Genomic DNA, 26305 nt, shown 5'->3' on the forward strand with positions numbered 1-26305 from the left:
CATGTTTAAACTCAACCTGAAAATAGCCCTACGCAACCTTTGGAAAAACAAAGCCTATACAGCGATTAATATTGGTGGACTTGCCATTGCTTTGGCGGCTTTTATATTAGTAATCCTGTATGTTACTTATGAAACCAACTATGATAAAGATGTGCCGAATTATGACAGAATTTATCAGGTAGGCAGAAGCTTGCCGGACTTTAAAACCGAATACACACCAGCACCCCTTGCCAAATTAATTAAGGATAATTTTCCGGAAGTAGAAGTAGCTGGAAAAATGAGCCCTACTTGGTTTGAATTTCCAATCAATACAGAAAAGGGCAGGGTTTATTCAACCAAAGCTTTGTTGATGGAGTTTAGAGTTGCTAGAATGCTTAACATTTGGCCGGATGCAAAGTCAGTTGATGAAAATGACCCAGGATTCCAGTTGTATGTTCCTAAATTATTTATTAAAGAGCTATTCCCAAATCAGAAAGTAGTATTTCCCATAATGGTTGGTCTCGGACCAAAAAAAGATGCACAGCCAGTTAAATTATTTGGCACAATTGAAAGGACAGATGAGCATTCTAATATAAAGTTTGATATTGTATCGCTCTCAAAGGATATTGGTTTAGATAATAAGGATTACGGCACAAATAATTTTAGAACTTTTATACAGGTTAAGGAGGGAGCAAATATCGAAGCACTCCAGCAAAAAATAGATCGTCTTTTTAAGGCAGAGCTTATTAAAGGAGGTATGTCTGCAAACGACCATAGAATTGCAGGGCGTTCTGTTATCTTTCTGGATCCTTTAAAGAACCTGCATTTAAAGCCAATGGCGGGCAATGATACTAATTATAAGATTGTAGTCGCGCTTTTTGGCTTAGGTATCCTGATTATCATTATAGCTTGTATCAACTTTACAAACCTTACCATTGCCCAGACTACCAAACGGGCAAAGGAAGTTGGGGTAAAAAAGGTGCTGGGGGCTTATCGCTTTAATCTTACGTTTCAGTTCCTTACAGAGATATTTATGCAATGTTTGCTAGCTTTAATATTAGGGCTTATTATAGCCGAAATGCTGCTCCCTTTGTTTAATAATTTATTTGGTATTCCATTGTCTATATGGCATGGAAATACGTCTCTTTTTGGCCAACTTATATTGATCTTATTAGGGGTTACAGTTATCTCCGGTATTTACCCTGCTCTGGTACTTTCCGGTTATAAACCAGCATCAGTTTTAAAGGGCAATATGCAAACCAGTTACAAAACGCTTTGGTTGCGGAATTCTCTTCTGGCAGGTCAGTTTGTAATTGCCATCATCTTTATCGCAGGTTTGCTGATTGTAAACAATCAGCTAAAATATATGCAGGCAGAGGATAAAGGGTTTAAACCATCACAGGTGGTTTTTGTTAAAAATATCCAGTTCTACAATAAGCCTAAAGATTTTGAAAGTGCAAGAAACAAAATAATGAAAATACCTGGAGTGAACAACGTAACTGTAGCTTCAGACATACCGGATGGATCTAAGCCCGGCACAAATAATTACAAATTGGAAGGTAAGGAATTATCAATGGACTTTCTGGATGTGAACTTTGATTACTTTGAAACGCTGGATATTAAGTTAAAAAGCGGGCGCTTTTTTTCCCGAGATTTTATCGCTGATACAGCCGGTTCGGCAGTTCTGAATGAAACTGCAGCGGCACGTTACGGAGTAACTAATCCAGTAGGTAAGGTAATTAGAGGTTGCAATATGGATTATAAAATAGTTGGTGTTGTAAAGGACTTTAAAGCTCAGGGGTTTGAAGCAGCTGTAGCGCCAACAATATACGCGATAAAGAATCCATGCAATGACAAGAAAATAAAGATAATGGTAAATATCAACCAAAGTAGTATGACTTCTGCGCTTGCAGCACTTAAGTCGCAATGGTCTGAAATTAATACGCTTGATGGCGAAGATTTCAGGTATGAATTTTTGGATGAGTTGTATGGTAAGCTATTCAAAAAGCAGGAGCAACTTCAGTCGGTATTTTTCTTTGCAGCAATGCTAACCATATTTATTGCAGTATTGGGACTCTTTGCATTTTCTGCATTTACAACCAACAATAGAATTAAGGAAATATCTATCAGGAAAATACTTGGTGCTACAGATTTTCAGATGTTTAAAATGCTAAATACCTTTTTCATTGGAATAGTATTGATTGCTAATCTTATTGCCTGGCCCCTGGCTTATGTATTGGCAAAGAAATGGTTAGAAACCTTTGCTTATAGAATAGACATTCCTCTTTTTCCTTTCTTTATTGCAGCATTATTATCTACGGTTCTTACTGTACTTACGGTGAGTATTCAGGCCCGAAAGGCGGTGAAAACGAATCCTGCTGATGCATTAAAATATGAATAACCTTAAATAATACAAAATGTTCAAACTCAATTTAAAAATAGCTTTAAGAAACCTGTGGAAGCACAAAACTTCATCAATAATTAATGTTATTGGTTTAGCAATAGGACTTGCATCATGCCTTTTACTGCTGCTATATGTATCCTATGAATGGAGTTTTGATAAGCAATTTAAGGGCTCGGAAAATGTTTATCAGGTGATGACCAATTTTGTAGATGCAAAAGGTAACATTCAGGAAACTGGGGACGCCACAAGCAATGCAATTGGACCGGCTATAAAACTTGAAATTCCGGATGTTGACGCTGTAAGTCGCATCTGTAATGCCGGACAACAATTAATAGCCAATGAAGAAAATAGCTTTAAAAAAGAGGCTAAATATGCTGATCCCGATAATCTGAAAATCTTTAACTATGAATTTATTGCAGGCAATCCTTCCACCGCTTTAAACACAGCTAAGTCTGTGGTTTTAACTGAACGGATGGCAAAGTTGCTGTTTAAAGATGGTGATGCGCTTAACAAATCAGTTCGTTATAACAACGAGATAGATTTAAAGGTTACAGGTATTATTAAAGACTTGCCTGCCAATTACTCAAATACATTTGATTTTCTGATGCCATGGTCTTTATTTGAAACACTTTTAGATTGGGTAAAACGGCCTCAGTGGGGAAATTACAACTGGCAAACCGTAGTTCGTGTAAATGAAAAAGCAAACATTTCTTCGATAAATGCTAAGCTGAAAGGAATCATAAAAAGAAACAATGAAGATGCAACAGATGAGGCTTTTATATTTAAGCTATCAGATAGACATTTGTTTGGGAAATTTTTGAATGGGAAAAGTGTGGGTGGTGATATTGAACGTATTTACTTATTTGTTGCCCTAGCACTAGGCATCCTGTTTATTGCCTGTATTAACTTTATGAATATGGCAACGGCCAAATCCGAAAGAAGGGCAAAAGAGGTTGGCATTAAAAAAACAATAGGAGCAAGTAGGGCTTCCTTAATTTCTCAATTCCTCACAGAATCCATTTTATTAACGGTTATAAGCGTCTTGCTGGCCATTGTATTGGTCGAAATCTTACTCCCAACATTTAATAACCTGCTTAATATAAAACTTAGTATCGATTATTATAGTACCGGTTATTGGGTTGGTATTACAACTATAATCCTGTTAACAGGATTACTGTCTGGAAGTTACCCTGCTTTATATCTTTCTTCCTTTAATCCTATACAAACCCTAAAAAGAAAAATTGCAAGAACAAAAGCTATTCCTGTTAGTTTAAGACAGGTACTGGTTATTGGTCAGTTTAGTTTTGCAATTATCCTCATTATTGCTACCCTGGTTATTTATAAGCAGGTTCAGTTTATTAAAGACAAACCGGTAGGTTATGACCTAAATCTTTTGGTTGAGATGCCTCAGGATGGCGAACTGGGAAAGAAGTTTGATCTTTTTAAGACAGAGCTATTAAAATCCGGTGCGGTTACCGCTTTATACCAATCGTCCTTAAGTTTATCGAATAGTGGCTCTAGTTTTTGGAATTTCGAATGGCCTGGAATGAGCAAGGCAGATAAAGATGTAATTTTTAATCAGATTGCCACTACCTACGACTTTACCAAAACAAATGGAATACAAATGATATCGGGACGTGATTTCTCTAAGTCGTTTGCTTCAGATACTGCAGCACTCATGTTGAGCAGTACCGCCGTGAAATTGATGGGACTTAAAAACCCAATTGGTACACCTGTAAAATACCATGGAAATGATTTCACTGTGGTAGGAGTTTTTAATGATTTCATTTGGGGCTCTCCATATTATACTGACCGACCAATGGTAGTCGCTTTTAATAGAGGATGGGGTGGTCAGATTACCATGCGTCTTAACCCAGACAATAGTTTAACCAGAAATGTCGAACTCATAAACCAGGTAACCAAACAAATAAATCCTGCTTACCCGGTTGATTTGAAGTTTGTTAATGATCTGTATGCCAAAAAGCTACAGGGGGAGAGAGTTCTTGGTATTTTATCAAACCTATTTGGCGGGCTGGCTATATTTATATCCTGCTTAGGGTTATTTGGTCTGGCAGCATATAGTGCAGAGCAACGTACTAAAGAATTTGGTGTACGTAAAGTTCTGGGTGCATCGGTAGCCAGTATCATGCAGCTGCTTTCTGTATCATTTATGAAAATGATTTTGGTCGCAATTATAATTGGTGTACCGGCCGCTTATTATCTAATGAATAAATGGCTGGGGCATTTTGAATTCCGCACCGCAATTTCCTGGTGGATTATAGTGGCCGCAATATTTGGTACAAGTGTAATCGCCTTTTTAACCGTAAGTTTTCAGGCTTATAAAGCTGCAAAAGCTAATCCTGTTGATGCATTAAAATACGAATAACCTAAACCTGCGCTAAAATGTTTAAACTGAATTTAAAAATTGCATTAAGGAATCTTTGGAAAAACAGGGGTTTTACATTCATTAATGTAGGTGGACTAGCCATTGGCCTGACAAGCTGTATGATCCTGCTGCTATATGTAGCTTACGAATGGGGGTATGATAAACAGTTTACCGATTATGAAAAGACGTATATAATTTATAAGAATGATTATGTCTCTGATCGGATATATACCAATGCCTGGACCCCTGGAGTAATGGCTGCCGAGGTTAGAGAGAAAATACCTGGAGTGAAATATGCATCGCATTCAACGTATCCGTACAATAAGCTGATTACCTATAAAAGGAATGGTTATAAAAAGCAAGTGGTACACGCAGATCCTTCATTTCTGAAAATACTCGATTACAAGTTTTTAAAAGGAGATCCGAATACTGCATTACGAAATATTAATGCTGTGGTATTGACAGAGTCATTAGCCAAAACACTTTTTGGAGATGAAGACCCAATAAACAAAGAACTGAAACTGGATAATAAAGAACCTCTGAGGGTAGAAGGTGTAATAGAGGATGTGCCTAAAAACAGTAGCATCCAGTTCGATTGCCTGATGTCTTGGAGCCTTTACGAAAAAACGAATCCATGGGTTAAAAATTCTGGCTGGGGTAATTCTTTTTGTTTAAATATAGTCCAGCTAAAGGACAATAAATATTTTGGACAGGCAAATAGCCAGACAAAAGACATTGTAAAGCGTAATAATACAGATTCAGGATCAGAAATTTTTCTCCATCCTGTCTCTAAATGGCATTTATATGATAATTTTGAAAATGGAAAATCTGTCGGTGGGCGTATTGATCAAATAAAAATCTATGCGTTATTAGCTGGTTGCATCCTTTTGATCGCCTGCATTAACTTTATGAATCTTTCTACGGCTCGATCAGAAAAAAGAGCCAGAGAAGTAGGAGTGCGCAAAGCGATCGGATCATCGAGGAAATCATTAGTCGGACAATTTATTTTGGAGTCAGTATTGCTTTCCTTGATAGGGATGATTATCGCCTTCATCCTTATGGAGGTTAGTTTGCCTTATTTTAATGCCCTATTGGGTATCAACCTGGCTATTGAATATCAAAACTGGAAGTTTTGGACGACGCTTTTGGTGTTGACTCTATTTACCGGCTTAGTGGCAGGCAGTTATCCAGCTTTTTATCTCTCTTCATTTGAACCTGTAAAGGTATTGAAGGGATTTAGTCTCAAAAGCGGGGGTTCGTCGCTCCCTGTGCGTAAAATATTGGTAGTTTTTCAGTTTGTATTTGCTGCATGCCTCATTGTATGCACCTCTGTTATTTATCAGCAACTGAATTTTATTAAAAGCAAACCCATAGGATATAATAAAGGTAACCTCGTACAGCTCACTGCTCATGGGAATTTAAAGGATCTTAAAAAAATTACCCTGCTGAAAGAACAGTTACTTAACTCAGGAGCGGTAACAAATGTGACCAATTTTAGTCTTGACATCAGTAGCGGAGGAAATAATACCACTGGAATAGATTGGCCAGGTAAAAATCCAAATGATGGCCTTCTGTTTAATACTCGGGGTACAGGTTATGATTTTGTGAGAACTATAGGAACGGAAATGGTGGCTGGCCGCGAGTTTTCTCCTCAATATACAGATTCAAGTAATGTGATTGTCAACCAGGCGGCTGTAAAGGCAATGGGACTTAAAAATCCTCTGGGAACAGTCCTAGAATGGGGTGATACACGGGTTACTATTATAGGTGTAATGAAAGATTTTGTAGTAGAGTCTGCTTATAGTGAGGTGGCACCAATGCTCTTTTTTTCAGATAAGTTAGATGAGGTAAGTGTGATTTTGGTAAGATTAAATCCTGCGCAAAATATTAGTTCTTCGATGGCTAAAATTGATGAGATTGTAAAAGAACTCAATCCCGATTACCCTGTAGAAAGAACTTTTGTGGACGATGCTTTTGAAACCAAGTTTCAGAATGAAAAATTGCTGGGTACCTTGTCCAACTGGTTTGGAGGCTTTGCAGTATTTATTTCCTGCCTGGGCTTGTTGGGGCTAGCCCTGTATATGGCAGAGCAAAGGAAAAAAGAGGTGAGCATTAGAAAAGTACTGGGAGCAAGTACCTACAATATCCTCACTTTATTAAACAAGGATTTCATCAAGCTGGTAGCCATAGCCAATCTGATTGCTTTTCCTTTGGCCTATATTATTATCAAGAAGTGGCTTTCCGCTTATGAGTTCAGGATCGAAATTTCAATTTTGCCCTTTGCAATAGCATTCGGATTATCAGTAATTATAGCCATTCTTACTGTTAGTGTGCAATCGGTAAAAGTAGCCAAAGCCAATCCTATCGATGCATTAAAATACGAGTAACCTAAACCTAATCTAAAATGTTTAAACTGAATTTAAAAATTGCATTACGAAACCTTTGGAAAAACAAGGGCTTTACGCTTATAAATATTGGTGGCTTAGGTATAGGACTGGCCAGTTGCATGATTCTGCTACTTTATGTTGCCTATGAATGGGGTTATGATAAGCAATTCACAGACTTCGATAAAACCTATATTGTTTATAACAATCAGAAAACACCTACAGAAACTTTTAGCTTTCCGGCTACTCCTGGAGTTCTAGCTGATGAGGCAAAACAAACTGTTCCAGGAATAGAGAGAATAGCAAGGTTAGATTATCCAACTGACAGGTTAATCACTTATAAACAAAACAGCTTTAAAAAAGGAAGTGTCTTTGTAGATGCAGACTTCACTAAGATATTCGATCTGAAGGTGCTCAAAGGAAACCCTACAGCATTTTTGAAAAACCCCAATTCCATAGTGCTTACAGAAACACTCGCGAAAAATCTTTTTGGAGATGAAGATCCTTTGAATAAGACATTGAAGCTTGACAATAGCGAAGAGTTAAAAGTAGAGGGAGTTATTGCTGATGTGCCAAAAAATAGCAGTATTCAATATGAATTCCTGATGCCATGGGTATTGTATGAGAAACTAAATCAATGGACAAAAGGCGCATCCTGGGGTAGTAATTTCTGCTTAACATTTGTTCAGTTTAAAGACAACTCTTTCTTCGAAAATGCCAATAAACAGTTTCATCGGATGATCAAATCTCACGATAAAACCAGCAATGGTGAGCTTTTTTTATACCCATTATCTAAGTGGCATTTGTATAGCAAATTTGAAAATGGTTTGCCTGTTGGAGGCAAAATTGACCAATTGAAAATCTTCTTTTTACTTGCCTTTTGTATCCTCCTTATTGCCTGTGTAAACTTCATGAACCTATCTACGGCCCGTTCTGAGAAAAGAGCCAAAGAGGTCGGGGTACGTAAAGCTATAGGTTCGAGCAGGAAGGCCCTGGTAGGGCAGTTTATGATGGAATCAATGCTTATGGCCTTAATGAGCATGCTTATTGCCTTTGTATTGATAGAGATTAGTTTGCCTTATTTTAACAGCATAATAGGAATTCAATTGTCAATTGATTATAGCAATTGGCAATTCTGGGGTACGCTATTCAGTTTAACAGTTTTAACAGGTTTGTTGTCGGGCAGTTACCCCGCATTTTACCTCTCGTCTTTTGCCCCAATTAAAGTACTTAAGGGATTTACTTTATCAGGAAGTTCTTCACTGTCTGTCCGCAAAGGACTGGTGGTTTTTCAGTTTGTATTTGCAGCCTGTTTAATTGTTTGCACTATCGTTATCTATCAGCAATTGAATTACATTAAAAATAAGCCAATTGGATACAATAAAAATAACCTGATAGAAATTCCTATACAAGGGAATTTGAAAACTCCGGCTAAAAGAGAAATACTTAAAGACCAATTATTGAAATCCGGCGCTGTAACATCAGTAACTGATTTTTCGCAAAGATTAACCGGTGGTGGTAACAATGGGTATGACGTAAGTTGGCCAGGCAAAAATTTAAATGATAAGATCCTGATAAATTTTAGGTTTACAAGCTATGATCTGGTTAAAACAACTGCTATGGAACTGGTTGATGGGCGAGATTTTAGCCCTCAGTTTGCTGATTCCCTGAATGTTTTGGTTAATGAGACCCTTGTAAAGATTATGGGAATGGCCAAGCCTGTTGGCAGCAAGATAAAATGGGGCGGTACTGATGCAACTATTATTGGAGTGCTTAAGGATTATGTAATGGAATCTCCATACCAAAAGGCTAAACCGGTTCTGATTGCTAAGAATGAAAATCAAGCCAGATTTATTGTTGCGCGTTTAAATCCTAACCAAAATGTTAGTGCGTCGGTAGCTACTATAGATAATCTCGTAAAGAAACTTAATCCCGAATATCCGGTAGACAGAACATTTGTAGATGATTCTTTTGAAGGTAAGTTTGCCAATGAAAAATTGCTGGGTACCTTATCAAACTGGTTTGGAGGTTTTGCAGTGTTTATTTCTTGTCTTGGCTTATTAGGATTGGCACTTTATATGGCTGAACAGCGTAAAAAAGAAATTAGCATCCGTAAAGTTTTAGGTGCCAGCAATTTTAATATACTAACACTCCTTAATAAGGATTTTGTAAAGTTGGTAGCTATTGCCAATGTAATTGCATTTCCACTGGCTTATATCATAATCAATAAGTGGTTGTCTGGGTATGAATTTAAAGTGTCTATTTCTGTTGTTCCATTTGTAATAGCAGCAATTCTATCACTTATTATAGCGATTCTCACTGTGAGTGTGCAGTCAGTAAAGGTGGCAAAAGCAAACCCAATTGATGCCTTGAAATACGAATAACCTAAACTTAACCAAAATGTTTAAACTCAATCTCAAAATCGCATTAAGAAACCTTTGGAAAAACAAGGCTTATACATTGATTAATGTAGGTGGCCTGGCTATTGGTTTAGCAAGCTGTATGGTATTGCTGATGTATGTTGCTTACGAGTGGAGCTACGATAAGCAGTTTAAGAACTATGATAAAACCTATGTGGTATATAATAATTCCAAAGCCAATACGCAGGTATTTAGCTGGGCATGGACGCCAGGTCTTATGGCCAATGAAATTAAAGAAAAAATACCTGGCGTAGCGTATGCCTCGCATTCTACATATCCTAATGATCAGTTAATTAGTAACGGAGAAAAGAGGTTCAAAAAAAGTGCAGTTTATACTGAGCCTTCTTTTCTCAAAATATTGGATTATAAATTTATAAAGGGGAATCCTGATAAGGTGCTAAGAGAGGTTAATTCAGTGATCCTTACAGAAACCATGGCGAAAAATCTGTTTGGCGATGAAGACCCAGTGAATAAAACGGTAAAATTTAACAACAAAGACATACTAAAAGTAGAAGCCGTTATTGAGGATATCCCAGCAAACAATAGTATCAGATTCGATTTTTTAATGCCATGGGCACTATATGCCAATCAAAACCCATGGGTAAAAGATGCAGGTTGGGGCGGCAATTTCTGTTTAACACTCGTGCAATTACAAGACAACAGTTTTTTCGAAAAAGCGAATGGGCTTATGAAGGGGATTTATTCCAGGAATTCAAAAGACGCCAATGGTGAAGCTCTGCTTCATCCTTTATCAAAATGGCATTTATATGGTGAATTTGAGAATGGGAAGTCAATAGGAGGCAAAATAGACCAAATCAAAATCTTTTTTATCCTTGCTTTCTGTATTCTTTTAATCGCTTGTGTAAATTTCATGAACCTTTCTACTGCCAGATCGGAGAAAAGGGGGAAAGAAGTTGGTGTACGCAAAGCGATAGGTTCCTCCCGAAAATCGCTCATTGGCCAGTTCATGACAGAATCAATGTTGCTTGCAATAATGGGTATGGTTATCGCCTTTATTTTAATAGAGGTCAGTTTGCCTTACTTTAACGGATTGTTAAATATGAGTTTGGCTATAAATTATCACGACTGGAAGTTTTGGGTGGCTTTACTCAGTTTAACTTTAGCAACAGGTTTTATTGCTGGAAGTTACCCAGCCTTTTATTTGTCCTCTTTTGAGCCGGTTAAAGTATTAAAAGGGGTCAGCAATGTTGGCAACTCTTCACTTTCTATTCGTAAAATATTAGTTGTTTTTCAGTTCAGCTTTGCAACCTGTTTAATTATCTGCACTGCAGTTATTTACCAGCAGTTAAACTATATTAAGAACAAGTCAATTGGTTATGATAATGGTGGGTTAATAGAAATGCCAGCACAGGGCAATTTCGTTAACAGTGAGAAACTGGATGTTCTTAAAGATCAGCTTGTAAAATCAGGGGCGGCTACAAGTGTAACTTATTTCAGCACCCCATTAGGTGATGAGGGAAATAATACGTTTAGTGTTGAATGGCCTGGTAAAAATGTAAATGATAAGGTGCTGTTTAATTACCGTAGCGCTGGCTATGATTTTACTAAGACACTCGGGGCGCAGATGATTAGTGGGAGGGAATTCTTAAGAAAAGCCGATTCACTTAATGTATTCGTTAATGAGGCAGCAATAAAAGTAATGGGATTAAAACAATCTATTGGTACAAAGATCGATTTTAATGGATCCAAAGTTACGATTATAGGTGTAATGAAAAATGTAGTGACTGAATCGCCTTATCAAACATCGAAGCCGATGATTATTTATAACAGAGCTGAAGAGTTTAGTAACGTTATCATCAGGTTAAATCCTGCCCAAAATTTAAGTACCTCCGTTGATAAGATTGATGAAATTGTTAAAGCTTTAAATCCTGATTTCCCTATAGATAGGAGGTTTGTAGCAGATACTTATGAATATAAGTTTCAAAATGAAAAACTCCTTGGCGCCCTTTCTAATTGGTTTGGCGGTTTTGCAATATTTATTTCTTGTCTGGGCTTATTAGGTTTAGCGTTATTCATTGCTGAACAACGTAAAAAAGAAATCAGTATTCGTAAAGTTTTAGGTGCTAGTACTGCAAATATTTTAACATTGCTAAATAAAGACTTTGTTAAACTGGTAAGTATTGCTAATCTTATTGCTTTTCCACTTTCTTATATCATCGTTAACAAATGGCTATCCGCTTATGAATTTCGAGTTAGTATTTCAGCTCTGCCTTTTGCAATAGCAGCGGCGCTATCACTTATTATAGCTATCCTCACTGTAAGTGTACAATCGGTAAAAGTGGCAAAAGCAAATCCTATTGATGCTTTGAAATACGAATAACAGATAACTTTTAAATGTTAAGCTTATGTTTCGGTTAAACTTAAAAATAGCACTACGTAGCCTTTGGAAAAACAAGGGGTATACATTAATTAATGTGGGCGGGTTAGCAATTGGATTAGCAAGCTGTATGGTGCTGTTGCTGTATGTGGCCTATGAATGGAGTTACGACAAGCAGTTTAAGAACTATGAGAAAACATACTTAGTATATCTTAATTCGGTAAGCAGTACCGATATCGTTACTTATGGTTATACACCAGGACCAATGGCTGCAGAAATCAGAGAGAAAATTCAAGGGGTAGCTTATGCATCGCGTTCTTCATATCCTGCTAATGAATTAATCAGCTATAAACAAAAAAACTTCAAAAAGTCGGCTGTTTATGCAGACCCTTCATTTCTTAAAATATTGGATTATAAGTTTATCAAGGGCAATCCTTTGAAGGTGTTGCAAGAAACAAATTCAGTTATACTGACCCAAACAATGGCTAGAAACTTATTTGGTGATGAAGATCCAGTTAATAAGATCGTAAAATTCCAAAATAGCGAACCATTAAAGGTTGAGGCTGTAATTGAAGATGTTCCGAAAAATTCCACAATTCAGTTTGATTATCTGATGCCTTGGTCATTGAATGAAAAATTGAATGCCTGGGTGAAAAACGCCACCTGGGGAAGCAATTCCTTTCTAACCTTAATGCAATTGAAGGACAATAAATATCTTGATAATGTTAGCGATCAGATAAAAGGTATTTACAAAAGGAACTGGGAAAATTCCGAAAATGAGGGATTGGTACATCCGTTATCTAAATGGCATTTGTACGATAAATTTGAAAACGGAAAATCAACCGGTGGTAAAATAGATCAGATCAGAATCTTTATTGTTCTGGCTTTTTGCATTCTTCTGATAGCCTGTGTTAATTTTATGAATCTTTCTACCGCAAGGTCTGAGAAAAGATCAAGAGAAGTTGGCGTACGTAAAGCTATTGGATCTTCAAGAAAATCACTTATTGGGCAGTTCCTTCTGGAATCCATGGTGCTTTCCCTTATAGGGATGCTGGTTGCTTTTACTTTGATAGAGATAAGCTTGCCGTATTTTAATAACCTTCTCAATATTCAACTGGTTATTAATTATCAAGACTGGAAGTTCTGGAGTACGCTGATAGGTTTAACCATTATTACTGGTTTTATTGCCGGAAGTTACCCGGCCTTCTATCTTTCTTCATTTGAACCTGTAAAAGTATTAAAGGGTTTTACTGCAGTTGGCGGCTCATCACTTTCCGTAAGAAGGGTGCTTGTTGTGTTTCAGTTTGTATTTGCCGCATGCTTAATTGTTTGTACTGGTGTAATCTATCAGCAGTTAAATTTCATTAAGAACAAGCCAATAGGTTACAATAGAAATGGCCTTATAGAAATACCGGTTCAGGGCAATTTAAAAGGAAAAGTGAAGTTGGATCTTGTAAAGGATCAACTTTTAAAATCAGGTGCTGTTACCTCGGTTACCTATTTTAGTCATAGCTTAAATCAGTTTGGCGATGCCACCTTTGATTTTAGTTGGCCAGGCAAAAATCCTAAAGACCTGATCTTATTTAATTACAGAGGGACGGGTTATGATTTTACTGAAACAACTGGTGCCAAAATTATTGCCGGCAGAGAATTTTCATCTCGGTTTGTAGATACTGTAAATGTTCTGGTTAATGAAACGGCAGTAAAAATAATGGGTTTAAAACAACCGGTTGGAGCAATAATAAAATGGGATGATACTCCGGTAACAATTGTTGGAGTAATGAAAGATTTTGTAATGGAATCTCCCTATCAGAAAGTTAACCCCCTGGTGATGTATAACCCAACAAGCAATTATAATTACATCATAGCAAGGCTAAATCCTGATCAGAACCTGAGTTCGTCAGTTAATACAATAGATGATATCATTAAGAAATTTAATCCTGATTTTCCGGTAGACCACAGATTTGTTAATGATGATTTCGAATTAAAACTTCAAAACGAGAAACTATTAGGAACGCTGTCTAACTGGTTTGGTGGCTTTGCGGTATTTATTTCCTGCCTGGGTTTATTGGGCCTTGCCTTGTTTATGGCAGAACAGCGTAAAAAAGAAATCAGTATTCGTAAAGTTTTAGGTGCAAGTACAGCAAATATTCTTACGCTATTAAATAAAGATTTTATCAAGCTGGTCGTTACAGCAAACCTCATAGCTTTTCCGCTTGCCTATATCATTATCAACCACTGGTTGTCTGCTTATAGTTTTAGAGTAGCGATATCTGTATTGCCATTTGCTATTGCCGTTGGACTATCATTTCTGATTGCCATTTTAACCGTGAGCATACAATCTGTTAAAGTGGCCAAATCTAATCCTGTCGATGCCTTGAAATATGAATAATTGAATATTGTTCATTATTGTACGGGGTCTGTTCGATAATGAACATGTAATGCTTATTTTTAGATATTAAATACCTGATTATGAGGTTTGTGTGTGGTTGTTTTTAATTTGGCATACGATTAGCAACCTGAAAAGAAATCATGGCAAAATGTTCAAACTGAATTTTAAAATCATACTGCGAAGCATCTGGAAGAACAAGGTTTCTTCCATAATAAATGTTGTTGGCTTAGCCATTGGCCTTGCAGCATGTTTAATGCTGTTGCTATATGTAATGTATGAACTGAACTTTGATAAACAGTCAAAAGATTCGAAAAATGTACATGTAGTGATGACTAACGTTCTTGACGACAAAGAGAAGGTCTTCGTAACCTTTAATGGGTCAACAACAGCTTTTGCCCCACTAATTAAAAGGGAAATTCCTGAAGTGAAATACATAAGCAGGATGGACTATGGTAATACCGGTTTAATTGCAAATGGAATTAACGGATTTAAAAGGAAGTCCAAATTTGCTGAACCGGACATTTTAAAAATGTACGATTATAAGTTCATTCATGGCGATCCTAAAACAGCTCTAAAAGATCCCAGGTCAGTAATACTTACCGAAAGTACTGCTAAAACTTTATTTGGATCAACTGACGTATTAAACAAAACTGTTAAGTATCAGGAGAAAGAGAACTTGACTGTTACAGCTGTTATAAAAGATCTTCCGGAAAACAGCTCAAATAGATTCGATTATTTAATGCCCTGGTCCCTGTATGAAATAGTAGATGAGGGCGCCAGAGATTTAAACTGGAGTAATTTCAGCTTCGTCACATTGGTTACCCTGAGGCCAGATGCAAATCTTGATCTGGTTAATAAGAAAATTTATGAGGTCATTAAAAGAAACAACAAAGAGGTTTCTCAGCCTAATTTTCTTTTCCCATTAAGTAAAATGCACCTCTATGGAAAATTTGAAGAAGGTAAAAGTATAGGTGGGGACATTGAACAGATCTGGCTTTTTACAGCTTTGGCTATAGGTATACTCTTAATTGCCTGTATCAACTTCATGAATATGGCAACAGCAAAGTCGGAAAAAAGAGCAAAAGAAGTTGGTATAAAGAAAACGATAGGGGCAAACAGGAGATCCTTAATTATTCAATTCCTGGCCGAATCAATGGTGCTTACATTAATTGGTGTAATCATTGCCATTGCATTAATAGAAGCGCTTATGCCAATATTCAATAACCTGCTGAATATTAAAATGAGCATCCCTTATTTTAGCTCTTATATCTGGTTAGGACTTTTATCTGTTATATTGCTTACCGGGCTAATCGCGGGCAGTTACCCCGCGTTTTATTTATCTTCATTTAACCCTACCCAATCACTCAAAAGAAATGTAGAAGGTAAGGGCTTCTTTTCTTTTAGTTTAAGAAAGGTATTGGTAATTGGGCAGTTTTGTTTTACAATCATATTGATCATTTCTACGCTGGTTATTTATAAGCAGATTCAGTTTATAAAAAATAAGCCAGTAGGATTTGATGTAAATGCACTGGTTGAAATGCCGCAGGATGGGCAGCTGAAAGAGAAATTTGAGTTGCTTAAAACAAGATTGTTAAAATCTGGGGCCGTTACAAACATGTATCAGTCATCTGTTAACTTATCACATCATGGGTCTAATTTTACCGGTATAGAATGGCGGGGGATGCCAAATCCTGAAAATAAAGTGTTGTTTAACAGAGTTGGAACTACTTACGATTATATCAGTACCAATGGAATTAAACTGATCAGTGGCCGCGATTTTAATAAGAAATATGCTTCTGATTCTTCTGCAGTTCTTGTCAGTGCCTCTGCCGTTAAAGTAATGGGATTAAAAAAGCCGGTTGGCGAAATTGTTAAAATGTTTGATAGCAACAGCACCATCATTGGCGTTTTTGATGATTATGTATGGGACTCCCCATATCAATCAAATAATCCTATGATCGTTTATTTTAACAAAGGTGGCACAGGAGCAATTACAATGCGCCTAAATGAGGGTAATAATCTGCAACAAAACATAGAAACGATTACAAGCATCACTAAAGAAATAAACCCGGCTTATCCTGTAGAAATTAAGTTTATGAATTCTATATATGCCGAAAAGCTAAGTAAGGAGAAAACCTTGGGTTTGTTATCTAATCTGTTTGGAGGTTTAGCTATTTTTATATCTTGTTTAGGCTTGTTCGGTTTATTATCTTACAGTGCCGAGCAGCGTACCAAAGAGTTTGGAATAAGAAAAGTTCTGGGTGCTTCGGTAGCAAGCTTAATGCAGCTTTTATCACTATCGTTTGTGAAAATGATTCTTATCGCAACTGTGTTAGCGGCGCCTATTGCATACTATGCGATGACTAAATGGTTGGATAATTTCGAGTTCCATACTACAATTTCATGGTGGATAATTGCGCTGGCTGCCCTTGGTACAATCACAATATCCTTGCTTACTGTAAGCTATAAGGCTTACCGAACAGCTAAATCAAATCCAATTAATGCGCTTAAATACGAATAACCAGATTAATAAGAATTGAGATGTTTAAACTGAACTTAAAAATCGCCTTAAGAAACCTTTGGAAATATAAAGGATACACCTTCATAAATATCGCAGGGTTATCCATCGGACTGGCCGCGTGCCTGCTTATTTTTATCTTTTTAAGATACCAGTTGAGCTTTGACAAGGGGTACGAAAATGAAGAAAGGATCTACCGGATCGTATCCTCCTGGACATATCCGGGTGAAAATGAATTTTATACCAAAGGAGTGCCGCGACCACTCGCAGCGGCAGTGCGTAATGACTTTCCTCAGGTAGAGCAGGTTGCTGCGGTTCAGCAATCAGGAGGTATCATCAAGGTCGCGGCCACCACCACAAGACCTGAAGTCAAAGAAGCATCAAGCGTTTATTATATTGAACCCCAGTTCTTCGATATCATTAAGATCAAGTGGCTTGAAGGTGAACCCCGCAAGGCTCTGTCAGTCCCTAACACCGTTACCCTGTCAAAAAAAACGGCAGATAAATATTTTGGAAGATGGCAGGATGCCGTCGGCAAGCACCTCAAATTTGCAAACAGGTTAGACCTCAAAGTCACCGGCGTTTTTGAAGATTTTCCGGATAACAGCAGTTTCCCTTTCAATGTAGTCCTTTCTTACCTGACCTACAAAGACGAAAGCCTGAATAGCTGGCAATCTGTAACCTCGAGTTCCGAATGCTATGTACTGTTAAAAAAAGGTGCTGATGCATCAGCGCTTAAAGCTCCTATATTGAAACTTATCGATAAATACTATGAAAAAGGAAGCGTAGGCAAGGAACACCACTATTTTCAGCCCTTAAGTGATATCCATTACAACGAAAAATACAGCAACTTTAACAATAAAGTCATGCCGGAGGGTCAGATCATCGGGTTGATCGTTATTGGTTCATTTTTATTGCTTACTGCCTGTATCAATTTTATTAACCTGGCCACTGCCCAAGCCGTGAGCAGATCTAAGGAAGTTGGTATCCGCAAGGTAATGGGAAGCAGGCGCAAACAATTGGTATGGCAGTTTTTAAGCGAAACCGCGCTGATCACCATCATTGCACTGCTGATTGCGAGTGTGCTTACAGAGTTAGCCCTTCCGGGAATGAGAAACCTGTTCAGTGGGGATATTTCTTTTAGCCTGTTTGGGCATCCCGTGATATTCATCTTCATGGCCCTGTTGGTTTTGGTGGTGAGTTTCCTGGCTGGCTTTTATCCCGCAATGATCGTATCAGGTTTCAGCCCTGCGCTTGCGATAAAAAATAAGATCAGTGCCGCAAACGCAGGAGCACTCGGACTCAGAAGGGCGCTTGTGGTTATCCAGTTTGCCATCACATCTGTGCTGATCGTAGGCACCCTGGTAGTGATCAATCAAATGAGCTACATGAGGGCCAAATCTTTAGGGTTTGACACCAGCGCCATTGCCCTGGTCAATGTACCGTCCGACAGTCTGAGCCAACTAAAATTCAATACCTTAAAGGAGAAAATACTTCATGTCAATGGTGTGAAAGCAGTCAGTTTTAGCAATGCAGCCCCTTCATCCAGTAACAACAACAGCTCCAGCTTTAAATACAACAGTGCCAAGGACGAAAACTTCCAGCTGAGCGTGAAATCGACGGACCGTGACTACATCAACACCTTTTCATTGAAACTGATCGCAGGGAGAACCCTGTCCAAAACAGATACCCTTAAAGAAACCGTCGTCAATGAAACCTTGCTAAAAAAGCTCAACATTAGCAACCCCAATGAAATCCTTGGAAAATTTATAGAAACTCAAGGCCGTAAGATGCCGGTTGTTGGTGTCGTTAAAGACTTTAATAATTTTTCCCTGCATGATAAAATAGAGCCCACAGCATTGTTCTCCTACAAAAATGCCTACAACCTTATGGCTGTGAAAATGGAACCGGGCCAGCTTCTTCAGGCCATGAAAGCCATTGAAGGTGAATGGAACGGGACATTTCCTGATTATGTGTACAGCTCCAGTTTTATGGACGATCAGATCAGCTCATTCTATGAGACGGAGCGGGTTATGAGCGTACTTTTTAAAGTATTTGCAGGCGTGGTCATCTTCATCTCCTTCATAGGACTGTTTGGATTGATCTCCTTCATCGCCACACAGCGGACCAAAGAAATAGCCATCCGAAAAGTACTTGGAGCATCCACAGCAGAACTCATCAGGATGCTGAACAGCTCATTCCTCTGGATGGTGCTGATCGCCAACCTCATCGCCTGGCCGGTTTCTTATATATTTGTTTCCAAGTGGCTTCAGGGTTTTGAGTACAGAGCACCACTCAGTATCTGGCCCTTTATGATCGCCATGCTGCTTTCTATTGTTATTACCCTGATCACTGTAAGTCTCAGGTCCTACAAAGCCGCCAGTACCAACCCAATTGATGCCTTAAAATACGAATAGAATTAAAACATAATCTCATGATAGAATTAAAAAATATAGAGAAATATTACGCTAACAAAGGCGTAAAAAGCTACATCCTTCGTCACGTAACCACAAGTATAAAACAGGGTGAATTTGTTTCCATAATGGGGCCATCCGGTGCCGGGAAATCGACGTTGCTTAATATATTGGGAATGCTCGAAGAACCTACCTACGGACAGTATGAATTTATGGGCGAAGATGTAGTTTCACTAAACGAGCGTAAGCGCATAGAGCTATACCGTAACCATATTGGTTTTGTGTTTCAGGCTTATCACCTTATTGATGAAATGACGGTAGCCGAAAATATAGAGGCGCCACTATTGTATAAAAAAGTACCTGGCTCTGAGCGTAAAAGCCGCGTAGCTGATATTCTGGATAGATTTAATATGGTGGCCAAAAGTGATCTTTTCCCTAATCAGTTATCAGGAGGTCAGCAGCAATTGGTGGGCATTGCACGTGCTTTGGTAGCGCAGCCGTCTATTATTTTAGCTGATGAGCCTACCGGGAACCTGCAATCTGCACAAGCTTTACAGATTATGGATCTCTTTAAAAAGCTAAATGAAGAGGAGGGAATTACCATTGTTCAGGTTACCCATTCTGAAGTTAATGCTGCATATGGTAGCCGCATTCTGCATTTGTTGGATGGGGTTATTAAGGAAGATGTTGTGGTTCAACAAACTGTTTAAAGAATAACTGATTAGCGATGTTCAAACTCAATCTTAAAATTGCTTTTCGGAATTTACTAAAGCACAAGACCGCTTCGCTGATCAATATCAGTGGGCTTGCCATTGGTCTTACAGCTAGCCTATTGTTATTGCTTTACGTACAATACCAGTGGAGTTATGATAAGCAATTTGGGAATAGTGAAAACACTTATCATCTGATGGTTAATTTTTACGGTACCGATAAGAGCATTACCGGAACCACACCGCAGGTTTCCAATGTGCTTCCGTTAGTGCTAAAAGAAGAAAGTCCAGAGATTGAACACATCAGCAGGGTGTTATGGGCCGGCAGGCGACTGGTGGCCAATGGGCAGAATTCTTTTAAGATAGAAGGCCGCTATGCGGATCCTGATCTGCTACGAATTTTTAAGTTTGACTACCTGAGTGGCAATCCCGACAAAGCCTTTGACGATCCAAATTCGATTGTACTCACAGAAACCATTGCAAAACGGTTATTTGGCACTGTGGATGTACTCAATAAGACTGTGCGATTTGAAAACCAGGCCAACCTGAAGGTCATTGCGGTGATCAGGGATCTTCCGCCAAACTTTACTTATGGATTCGAATGTCTGACACCCTGGAAACTTTACGAGAACCTGAATGGATGGCCAGCCGAATCTAATTGGGGCAATTATTCCTACTTTACACTGCTTACACTAAAGAATGGGACCGATCCCAATGCATTCAATCAAAAGATAAAAAACACCATTGCCAGAAATACCGGAACAAAGGCGCTTGAAGCAGCCCCCTTTGTATATCCCCTTGAAAAATACCATTTATATGGCCATTTTACTAATGGTATAGCCGATGGTGGTCAGATCGAACAAGTACGCATCTTCATTATACTTGCCTTGGGTATCCTTGCTATAGCCTGTATCAATTTTATGAACTTGTCTACCGCCAGATCTCAAAAACGGGCTAAAGAAGTAGGTGTCAGGAAAACAATAGGGGCCAGTCGCACATCATTAATAATGCAGTTCCTGCTCGAATCATTTATCCTAACCATAGTTAGTGTGGTACTTGCAATAGTTTTGGTTGAACTACTTCTGCCAGCGTTCAATGGCTTGTTGAACACCAAATTACAGATCAATTATAGCAGTCCGCTAAACTGGCTTGCTGTAGTCGGTCTGATCCTGTTTACCGGCCTGATCGCCGGTAGTTATCCTGCGTTTTTCCTTTCTTCATTTAACCCGGTTCAGGCTTTAAAGAAAACCATAGTATTTAAAAGCACTTTTAGCCTTAGCTTTAGGCAGGCACTCGTTATCATCCAGTTCGGCTTTGCAATTGTTCTGATTGTGGCAACGCTTATTCTTTATCAGCAATTGCAATATTTAAAGAACAGACCCCTTGGATATGATACTAATGCACTGATCGAAATGCCTCATGAGGGCAACCTATATCCCAAATTTGACCTGTTCAAAGACAGATTGCTCAACTCTGGCGCAGTAACTGCCATAACCCAGTCATCAGGAAGTATTGCTTTTCAGAATTCAAATACCAGCGGACTTGAGTGGCAGGGTATGAGAGAAGGAGACAAAAAGATTTCATTTGATCTTATCCAGACCACTTATGATTTCCTGAGAACCAATAATATCAGATTAATTGCCGGACGCGATTTTAGTAAAGGCCTTGCCTCAGACTCGTCGGCACTAATGCTCAGTGAAACCGCTGTAAAACAAATGGGGTTTAAAGAACCCCTTGGTCAGCAAGTCCTTTTTAATGGGAAACAAAGACCCGTGGTGGGCGTATTTGCCGATGTACTGTGGGACGAACCTACAAGAACTCTGCACCCAATGGCCATCGTATTCAATGCTGAAAACAGCGATGTAATCACAATGCGATTAAACACCACGCGGAACATCCGGGAAAATATTGATCAGATCACCAAAATCACAAAAGAACTGAATCCTGATTTCCCTGTAGAGATCAAATTTGTTGATAGCCTGGTGGCCGAGAAATTTGAGCATGAACAGATGCTGTCCATGATATCGAACCTCTTTGCCGGCCTTTCCATATTCGTTTCCTGTCTTGGCTTATTTGGATTGTCGGCCTTTAGTGCCGAGCAACGGACAAAAGAGATCGGTATACGTAAAGTACTGGGTGCAACCATTACTGGTATCATTACCCTGTTGTCAGTAAGCTTTGTTAAAACAGTTATGATTGCGATGGTACTAGCCATGCCAATAGGGTATCTGATTATGGATAATTGGCTGATGCAGTTTGATTACCACATTTCAATTGGCCCGGTGGCATTCATTCTTACCGGAGTATCGAGCATTTTGATTGCGTTGTTTACTGTGAGTTGGCAGGCGTACCGTGCTGCAAAGTCAAATCCCGTGGACGCATTGAAATACGAATAAGTCATTTTGTCGCTGCCTCGTCCTCGACGATTGCATTAAATTACGCATAATGCAACTATCTTTGTATCATGCAACGCAGTTTTACAGATCAGCTGAACAGAGAAATTTTAATCAATTATCCACCAAGGCGGATCATTTCTTTAGTGCCTTCTCAAACAGAGCTTTTGTTCGAGCTTGGGCTTGATCAGGAAATCATCGGGCTTACTAAATTTTGCATTCATCCCATTGAAAAGTTTGCAGAGCGTACCAAAATAGGAGGGACTAAGAAACTAAATATCCAGCTGATAAGGGATTTAAAACCCGACCTCATAATCGGTAATAAAGAAGAGAATGAGCAGTCGCAGATCGAAGAACTGATGGAGGATTATCCGGTATGGATGAGCGATATTTATACGTTGGAAGATGCAAAGAAAACCATTGCCCAAATAGGTGAACTGGTAGACAGGCAGCCGGAAGCATCTTATTTAAATCACCTGATCAGCGCAGGCTTTAACGACCTTCAAACTCTAGCCCTACAAAACGGAATCAATAAAAAAGTTGCCTATCTGATCTGGAAAAAACCATATATGTTGGCTGGCCGAGATACCTTTATAGATCATATACTGGCATTAAATGGCCTTAGCAATGTTATTAAAGAGAAGCGGTATCCTGAAATTGAGCTAAATGAATTGGCTAAATTAAAACCCGATCTGATATTTTTATCCTCAGAACCTTATCCTTTCAAGGAATCGCATCTTGAAGAAATAAGGGCCGTAATACCCGATGCTAAAGTAATGCTGGTTGATGGAGAAATGTTCTCCTGGTATGGTAGCCGACTGGTTAAAGCAGTTCAATATCTGTTTCAGCTTCAAAAGGAACTTTATTAACCGGCCGGCTGGGTTGAATTATTTATCTTTAACAGTTGTTGTTACTTCAACAAGGTAACCTCAACTCTTCTATTTTTTAAACGTCCTTCTTTAGTTTTGTTATCTGCAATAGGTTGTGTATCACCTAATCCTGAAGTTTGAATTCTATCTCCGTTAATACCTAAACTAACGAGGTAAGTTTTTACAGATACGGCACGCTTTTCTGATAACCATTGATTGTATTTTGCGGTTCCCGTTTTATCCGAATGTCCTTCAATAAGAATTTGACGGTTGGCATCCTTTTGTTTTAAAACTTCTGCAACATCGGCAATACTCTTTTTTGAACCTTCATTTAAGTAAGAAGAGTTGGTAGGAAATAATATTTCTGAACTAAATGTGAATTTAATTCCGGCGTTTGTACGCTCTACCTGACTTTCAGGAAGGTCTTTTTTAATGTTGTCAAGCTCAGTATCACCGGCTGGTTGTTCTACCGGGGCAGGAGGGGCTTGGATAATTTTTTTCACGGTTTTACACGAGAGTGTTACGCTAACTAAAAGCGCCAGAAATAAGATGGTTTTCTTTGTCATTTGTGTAGTTTGTCTATAAAATTTGTATTAATTCAAGTTGTTGCTTGCTATTTCAATTCATCAATTGCGCTGTCAATGTAGCTTGAAGCAGCCTGATCTCCTTGTTTTTGTTTTTTAAGTTGCAGCAGGAAGTTAGTGACATATTTATTGTAGCCATAGCTTTTGTATTTCAATCCAATGGCTTTAACAAGGTCAACTCCCTTTTTTAGCTCGTTAATGTCGCTAACCTTACCTAACATGTTTACATAAGCAGGAATCATCTCTATTTGTTCCTGAGCAGACATTGCTGTAAATTTTTCGTTAATGAAAGGCAATTCTTTCTCAGTACCAAACTTGGAATAAACAAATGCAATTGCTTGTGTAAGTGATGCTTTGTTGTCTTTCTCCAGCGTTCTTGCGATAGTGAGGGCCTCTTCAGGTTGTTGCAAAGCAAGGGCCATTAATGATGATCCCTGAACTGCATACGATTTACTTTCAAGTCCTTTTTTGAACAATGCTAAATCAGCAGCATTTTTGTTGCCGCCTATAATAGAAATTGCCTGTGCTTGTACAAGGGTATTGGGATCAGAGGTGGCAAGTTTTTGAATGGCAGGCATTGCAGTTTTAAAAAGTTCTGAATCACCTGCAGCGATGGAATCAAGCGCCTGCATTCTTAACGTGTAATACTTGTCGTTTAATGCCGAAAGTAACACCGTTGCACCTTCTGTATCTTTCTTGCTTTTTCCCGCAGCTTCTATCGCTTCAAGTCTGTCCATAAATAAAGGAGCGTGCGCATATTGAAATGCAGACTCAGCTAAGGATTTATGGTCATCTTTTTCAGCTAATAAAACTTTGTCGGCATCAACATTTACAAGGTCTGGTTTGGTTGCACTGGCAAATGTAAAAGTCTGCACAGCATCTTTAAATGTTACCTGATAGCGTTTTTTATTGGCTCCGGTATACACATCTATGGCCATAGGCAAGGTAAAAGGATCTCCCGTCTGAGTTTGCTTAAGTGTTACTTTTTGTGTTTTCGCACTTTCATCCCATGCATAGTCTATACTTATTTTCGGGTGACCGGCATTAAAATACCACTGGTTAAAGAACCAGTTCATGTCCTGTCCGCTAGCTTCTTCCATGGCCAAGCGTAATTGATGAGCTTCGCCATTTTTAAAAGCGTTTTGTTTTAGATAGATATTTAGGCCTTTAAAGAAAACCTTATCGCCCAGATAGTTGCGCATCATGTTTAAAATGCGACCGCCTTTTTGATAAGACACAGCATCAAAGACCTCTTCTTTATCCGCATAATGAAAACGTACCAGGTTCTTTAAAGACGCTTTTTTAGAACCCAAATACTGGCTCATGTCCTCATAATTGTGTGCGTCGGCAGCGTCTTTTCCATACTTATGCTCTGCCCATAGATATTCGCTATAATTGGCAAACGATTCATTTACAGTTAAGTTGCTCCAACTTTCGGCAGTAACATAATCGCCAAACCATTGATGGAACAATTCGTGCGCTATCGTACTTTCTGCCTGTCCGAAATTTTCATCAAGCATTTCTCTTGGTGTGCGTTGTACATAAGCACCGTGTAAGGTGGCAGTGGTATTTTCCATTGCGCCACTAACATAATCACGAACTACAATCTGGCTATATTTATTCCAGGGATAATCAACACCCAGTGTTTTAGAGAAGAAGCCAATCATTTCTGGGGTAAGCCCGAAAATCTGTTTGGCAAAAGGCGCATAAGCAGGTTCCAGGTAATAGTTTACTTCCTTATTGTTCCATTTGTCACGATAGATCTTGAAATCGCCAACTGCCATCATAAATAGATAAGGAGAATGTGGCAGATCCATTTTCCAGGTATCTGTACGGGTTCCATTGGCATTTTTTAGCTGACTTACCAGTTTCCCGTTTGATAAGGTTACATATTTAGCCGGCGCAGTAATGTTAATTTCGGCTGTAGTTTTTTGATTTGGTTTGTCTATTGTTGGAAACCATGCAGAAGAAGCTTCTGTTTCACCCTGTGTCCAGATCTGTACCGGCTTCCCTTTAACTGCGCTGTCGGAATTAATAAAATAAAGTCCTTTTGCATCGGTTATGGCAGCACTGCCCTTTACTTTTAATTCATCAGGCTTCGCCGTATAGTCAATAAAAATGGTGTAGGCTTCGCCTGGTAAGAATTTCTTTCCCAGCTGTATTTTTAACTGCTCCTCATCGTAAGTGTATTTTAATGTTTGCAGGTTTTTGCCATTTACCAAAGCAATGGTTCTGATATCCATGCCCTGTGCATCCAGAGTTAGCGAATCCGTAGGATAGGCGTAAGGCTTTAATGTTACCCATTCTTTACCAATTAGATGGCGTTTTGAGTAGTCGAACTTTACATCTAATTTTGTGTGTACCAGTGCATTTATTTTTGTAACTGATGCATGGTAAGGGGTGTCTTTATCTACCTGAGCCCAAACACCGATGGAAGTTAACATGAATGCCAGTCCAACACAGGCCGATTTGCAAAATAAGTTCTTCATTAAAGCTAATTAAAGCGCCCAAGTT

The 26305-nt window shown here is 38.6% G+C and carries 13 protein-coding genes; 11 read left to right on the forward strand and 2 right to left on the reverse strand.

Features of this window, described 5'->3' with window-relative positions:
* Nucleotide 1: 1 nt before the first annotated feature.
* From AC6CH7_RS03715 to AC6CH7_RS03765, 11 genes are all read left to right on the forward strand, one after another.
* Complete coding sequence (locus tag AC6CH7_RS03715; protein ID WP_498261401.1) at nt 2-2380, forward strand: ABC transporter permease; 2379 nt, start codon at nt 2-4, stop codon at nt 2378-2380.
* Nucleotides 2381-2396: 16 nt separating this feature from the next.
* A complete protein-coding gene (locus AC6CH7_RS03720; RefSeq protein ID WP_498261402.1) occupies nt 2397-4769 on the forward strand; it encodes an ABC transporter permease in 2373 nt (790 codons plus the stop codon).
* Nucleotides 4770-4786: 17 nt separating this feature from the next.
* Entirely contained in the window at nt 4787-7156 is a 2370-nt protein-coding gene (locus AC6CH7_RS03725; protein WP_498261403.1) for an ABC transporter permease, read from the forward strand.
* Nucleotides 7157-7173: 17 nt separating this feature from the next.
* A complete protein-coding gene (locus AC6CH7_RS03730) occupies nt 7174-9537 on the forward strand; it encodes an ABC transporter permease (RefSeq protein WP_498261404.1) in 2364 nt (787 codons plus the stop codon).
* 16 nt (nt 9538-9553) lie between these two features.
* Nucleotides 9554-11914: an ABC transporter permease gene (locus AC6CH7_RS03735; RefSeq protein WP_498261405.1), complete on the forward strand. Its 2361-nt coding sequence runs from the start codon at nt 9554-9556 to the stop codon at nt 11912-11914.
* Nucleotides 11915-11939: 25 nt separating this feature from the next.
* A complete protein-coding gene (locus tag AC6CH7_RS03740) occupies nt 11940-14303 on the forward strand; it encodes an ABC transporter permease (RefSeq protein WP_498261406.1) in 2364 nt (787 codons plus the stop codon).
* A gap of 148 nt (nt 14304-14451) precedes the next feature.
* On the forward strand, nt 14452-16824 hold the full coding sequence (locus AC6CH7_RS03745; protein ID WP_498261407.1) for an ABC transporter permease: 2373 nt from the start codon (nt 14452-14454) through the stop codon (nt 16822-16824).
* A 20-nt stretch (nt 16825-16844) separates the two neighbouring features.
* Nucleotides 16845-19238, forward strand: a complete 2394-nt coding sequence (locus AC6CH7_RS03750; RefSeq protein ID WP_498261408.1) for an ABC transporter permease — start codon at nt 16845-16847, stop codon at nt 19236-19238.
* A gap of 17 nt (nt 19239-19255) precedes the next feature.
* Nucleotides 19256-19945, forward strand: coding sequence for an ABC transporter ATP-binding protein (locus tag AC6CH7_RS03755; protein ID WP_294876340.1), 690 nt, complete (start codon nt 19256-19258; stop codon nt 19943-19945).
* Nucleotides 19946-19962: 17 nt separating this feature from the next.
* Nucleotides 19963-22341: an ABC transporter permease gene (locus AC6CH7_RS03760; RefSeq protein ID WP_498261409.1), complete on the forward strand. Its 2379-nt coding sequence runs from the start codon at nt 19963-19965 to the stop codon at nt 22339-22341.
* A 68-nt stretch (nt 22342-22409) separates the two neighbouring features.
* Nucleotides 22410-23207, forward strand: a complete 798-nt coding sequence (locus AC6CH7_RS03765; protein WP_498261410.1) for an ABC transporter substrate-binding protein — start codon at nt 22410-22412, stop codon at nt 23205-23207.
* A gap of 41 nt (nt 23208-23248) precedes the next feature.
* Here AC6CH7_RS03765 and AC6CH7_RS03770 read toward each other — a convergent pair whose 3' ends face one another.
* Both AC6CH7_RS03770 and AC6CH7_RS03775 read right to left on the reverse strand, forming a co-directional pair.
* Entirely contained in the window at nt 23249-23710 is a 462-nt protein-coding gene (locus AC6CH7_RS03770; RefSeq protein ID WP_498261411.1) for an OmpA family protein, read from the reverse strand.
* A 110-nt stretch (nt 23711-23820) separates the two neighbouring features.
* Complete coding sequence (locus AC6CH7_RS03775; protein ID WP_498261412.1) at nt 23821-26280, reverse strand: M1 family aminopeptidase; 2460 nt, start codon at nt 26278-26280, stop codon at nt 23821-23823.
* Between the last annotated feature and the right edge of the window lie 25 nt (nt 26281-26305).

The sequence above is a fragment of the Pedobacter sp. GQ55 genome, from assembly GCF_059758925.1.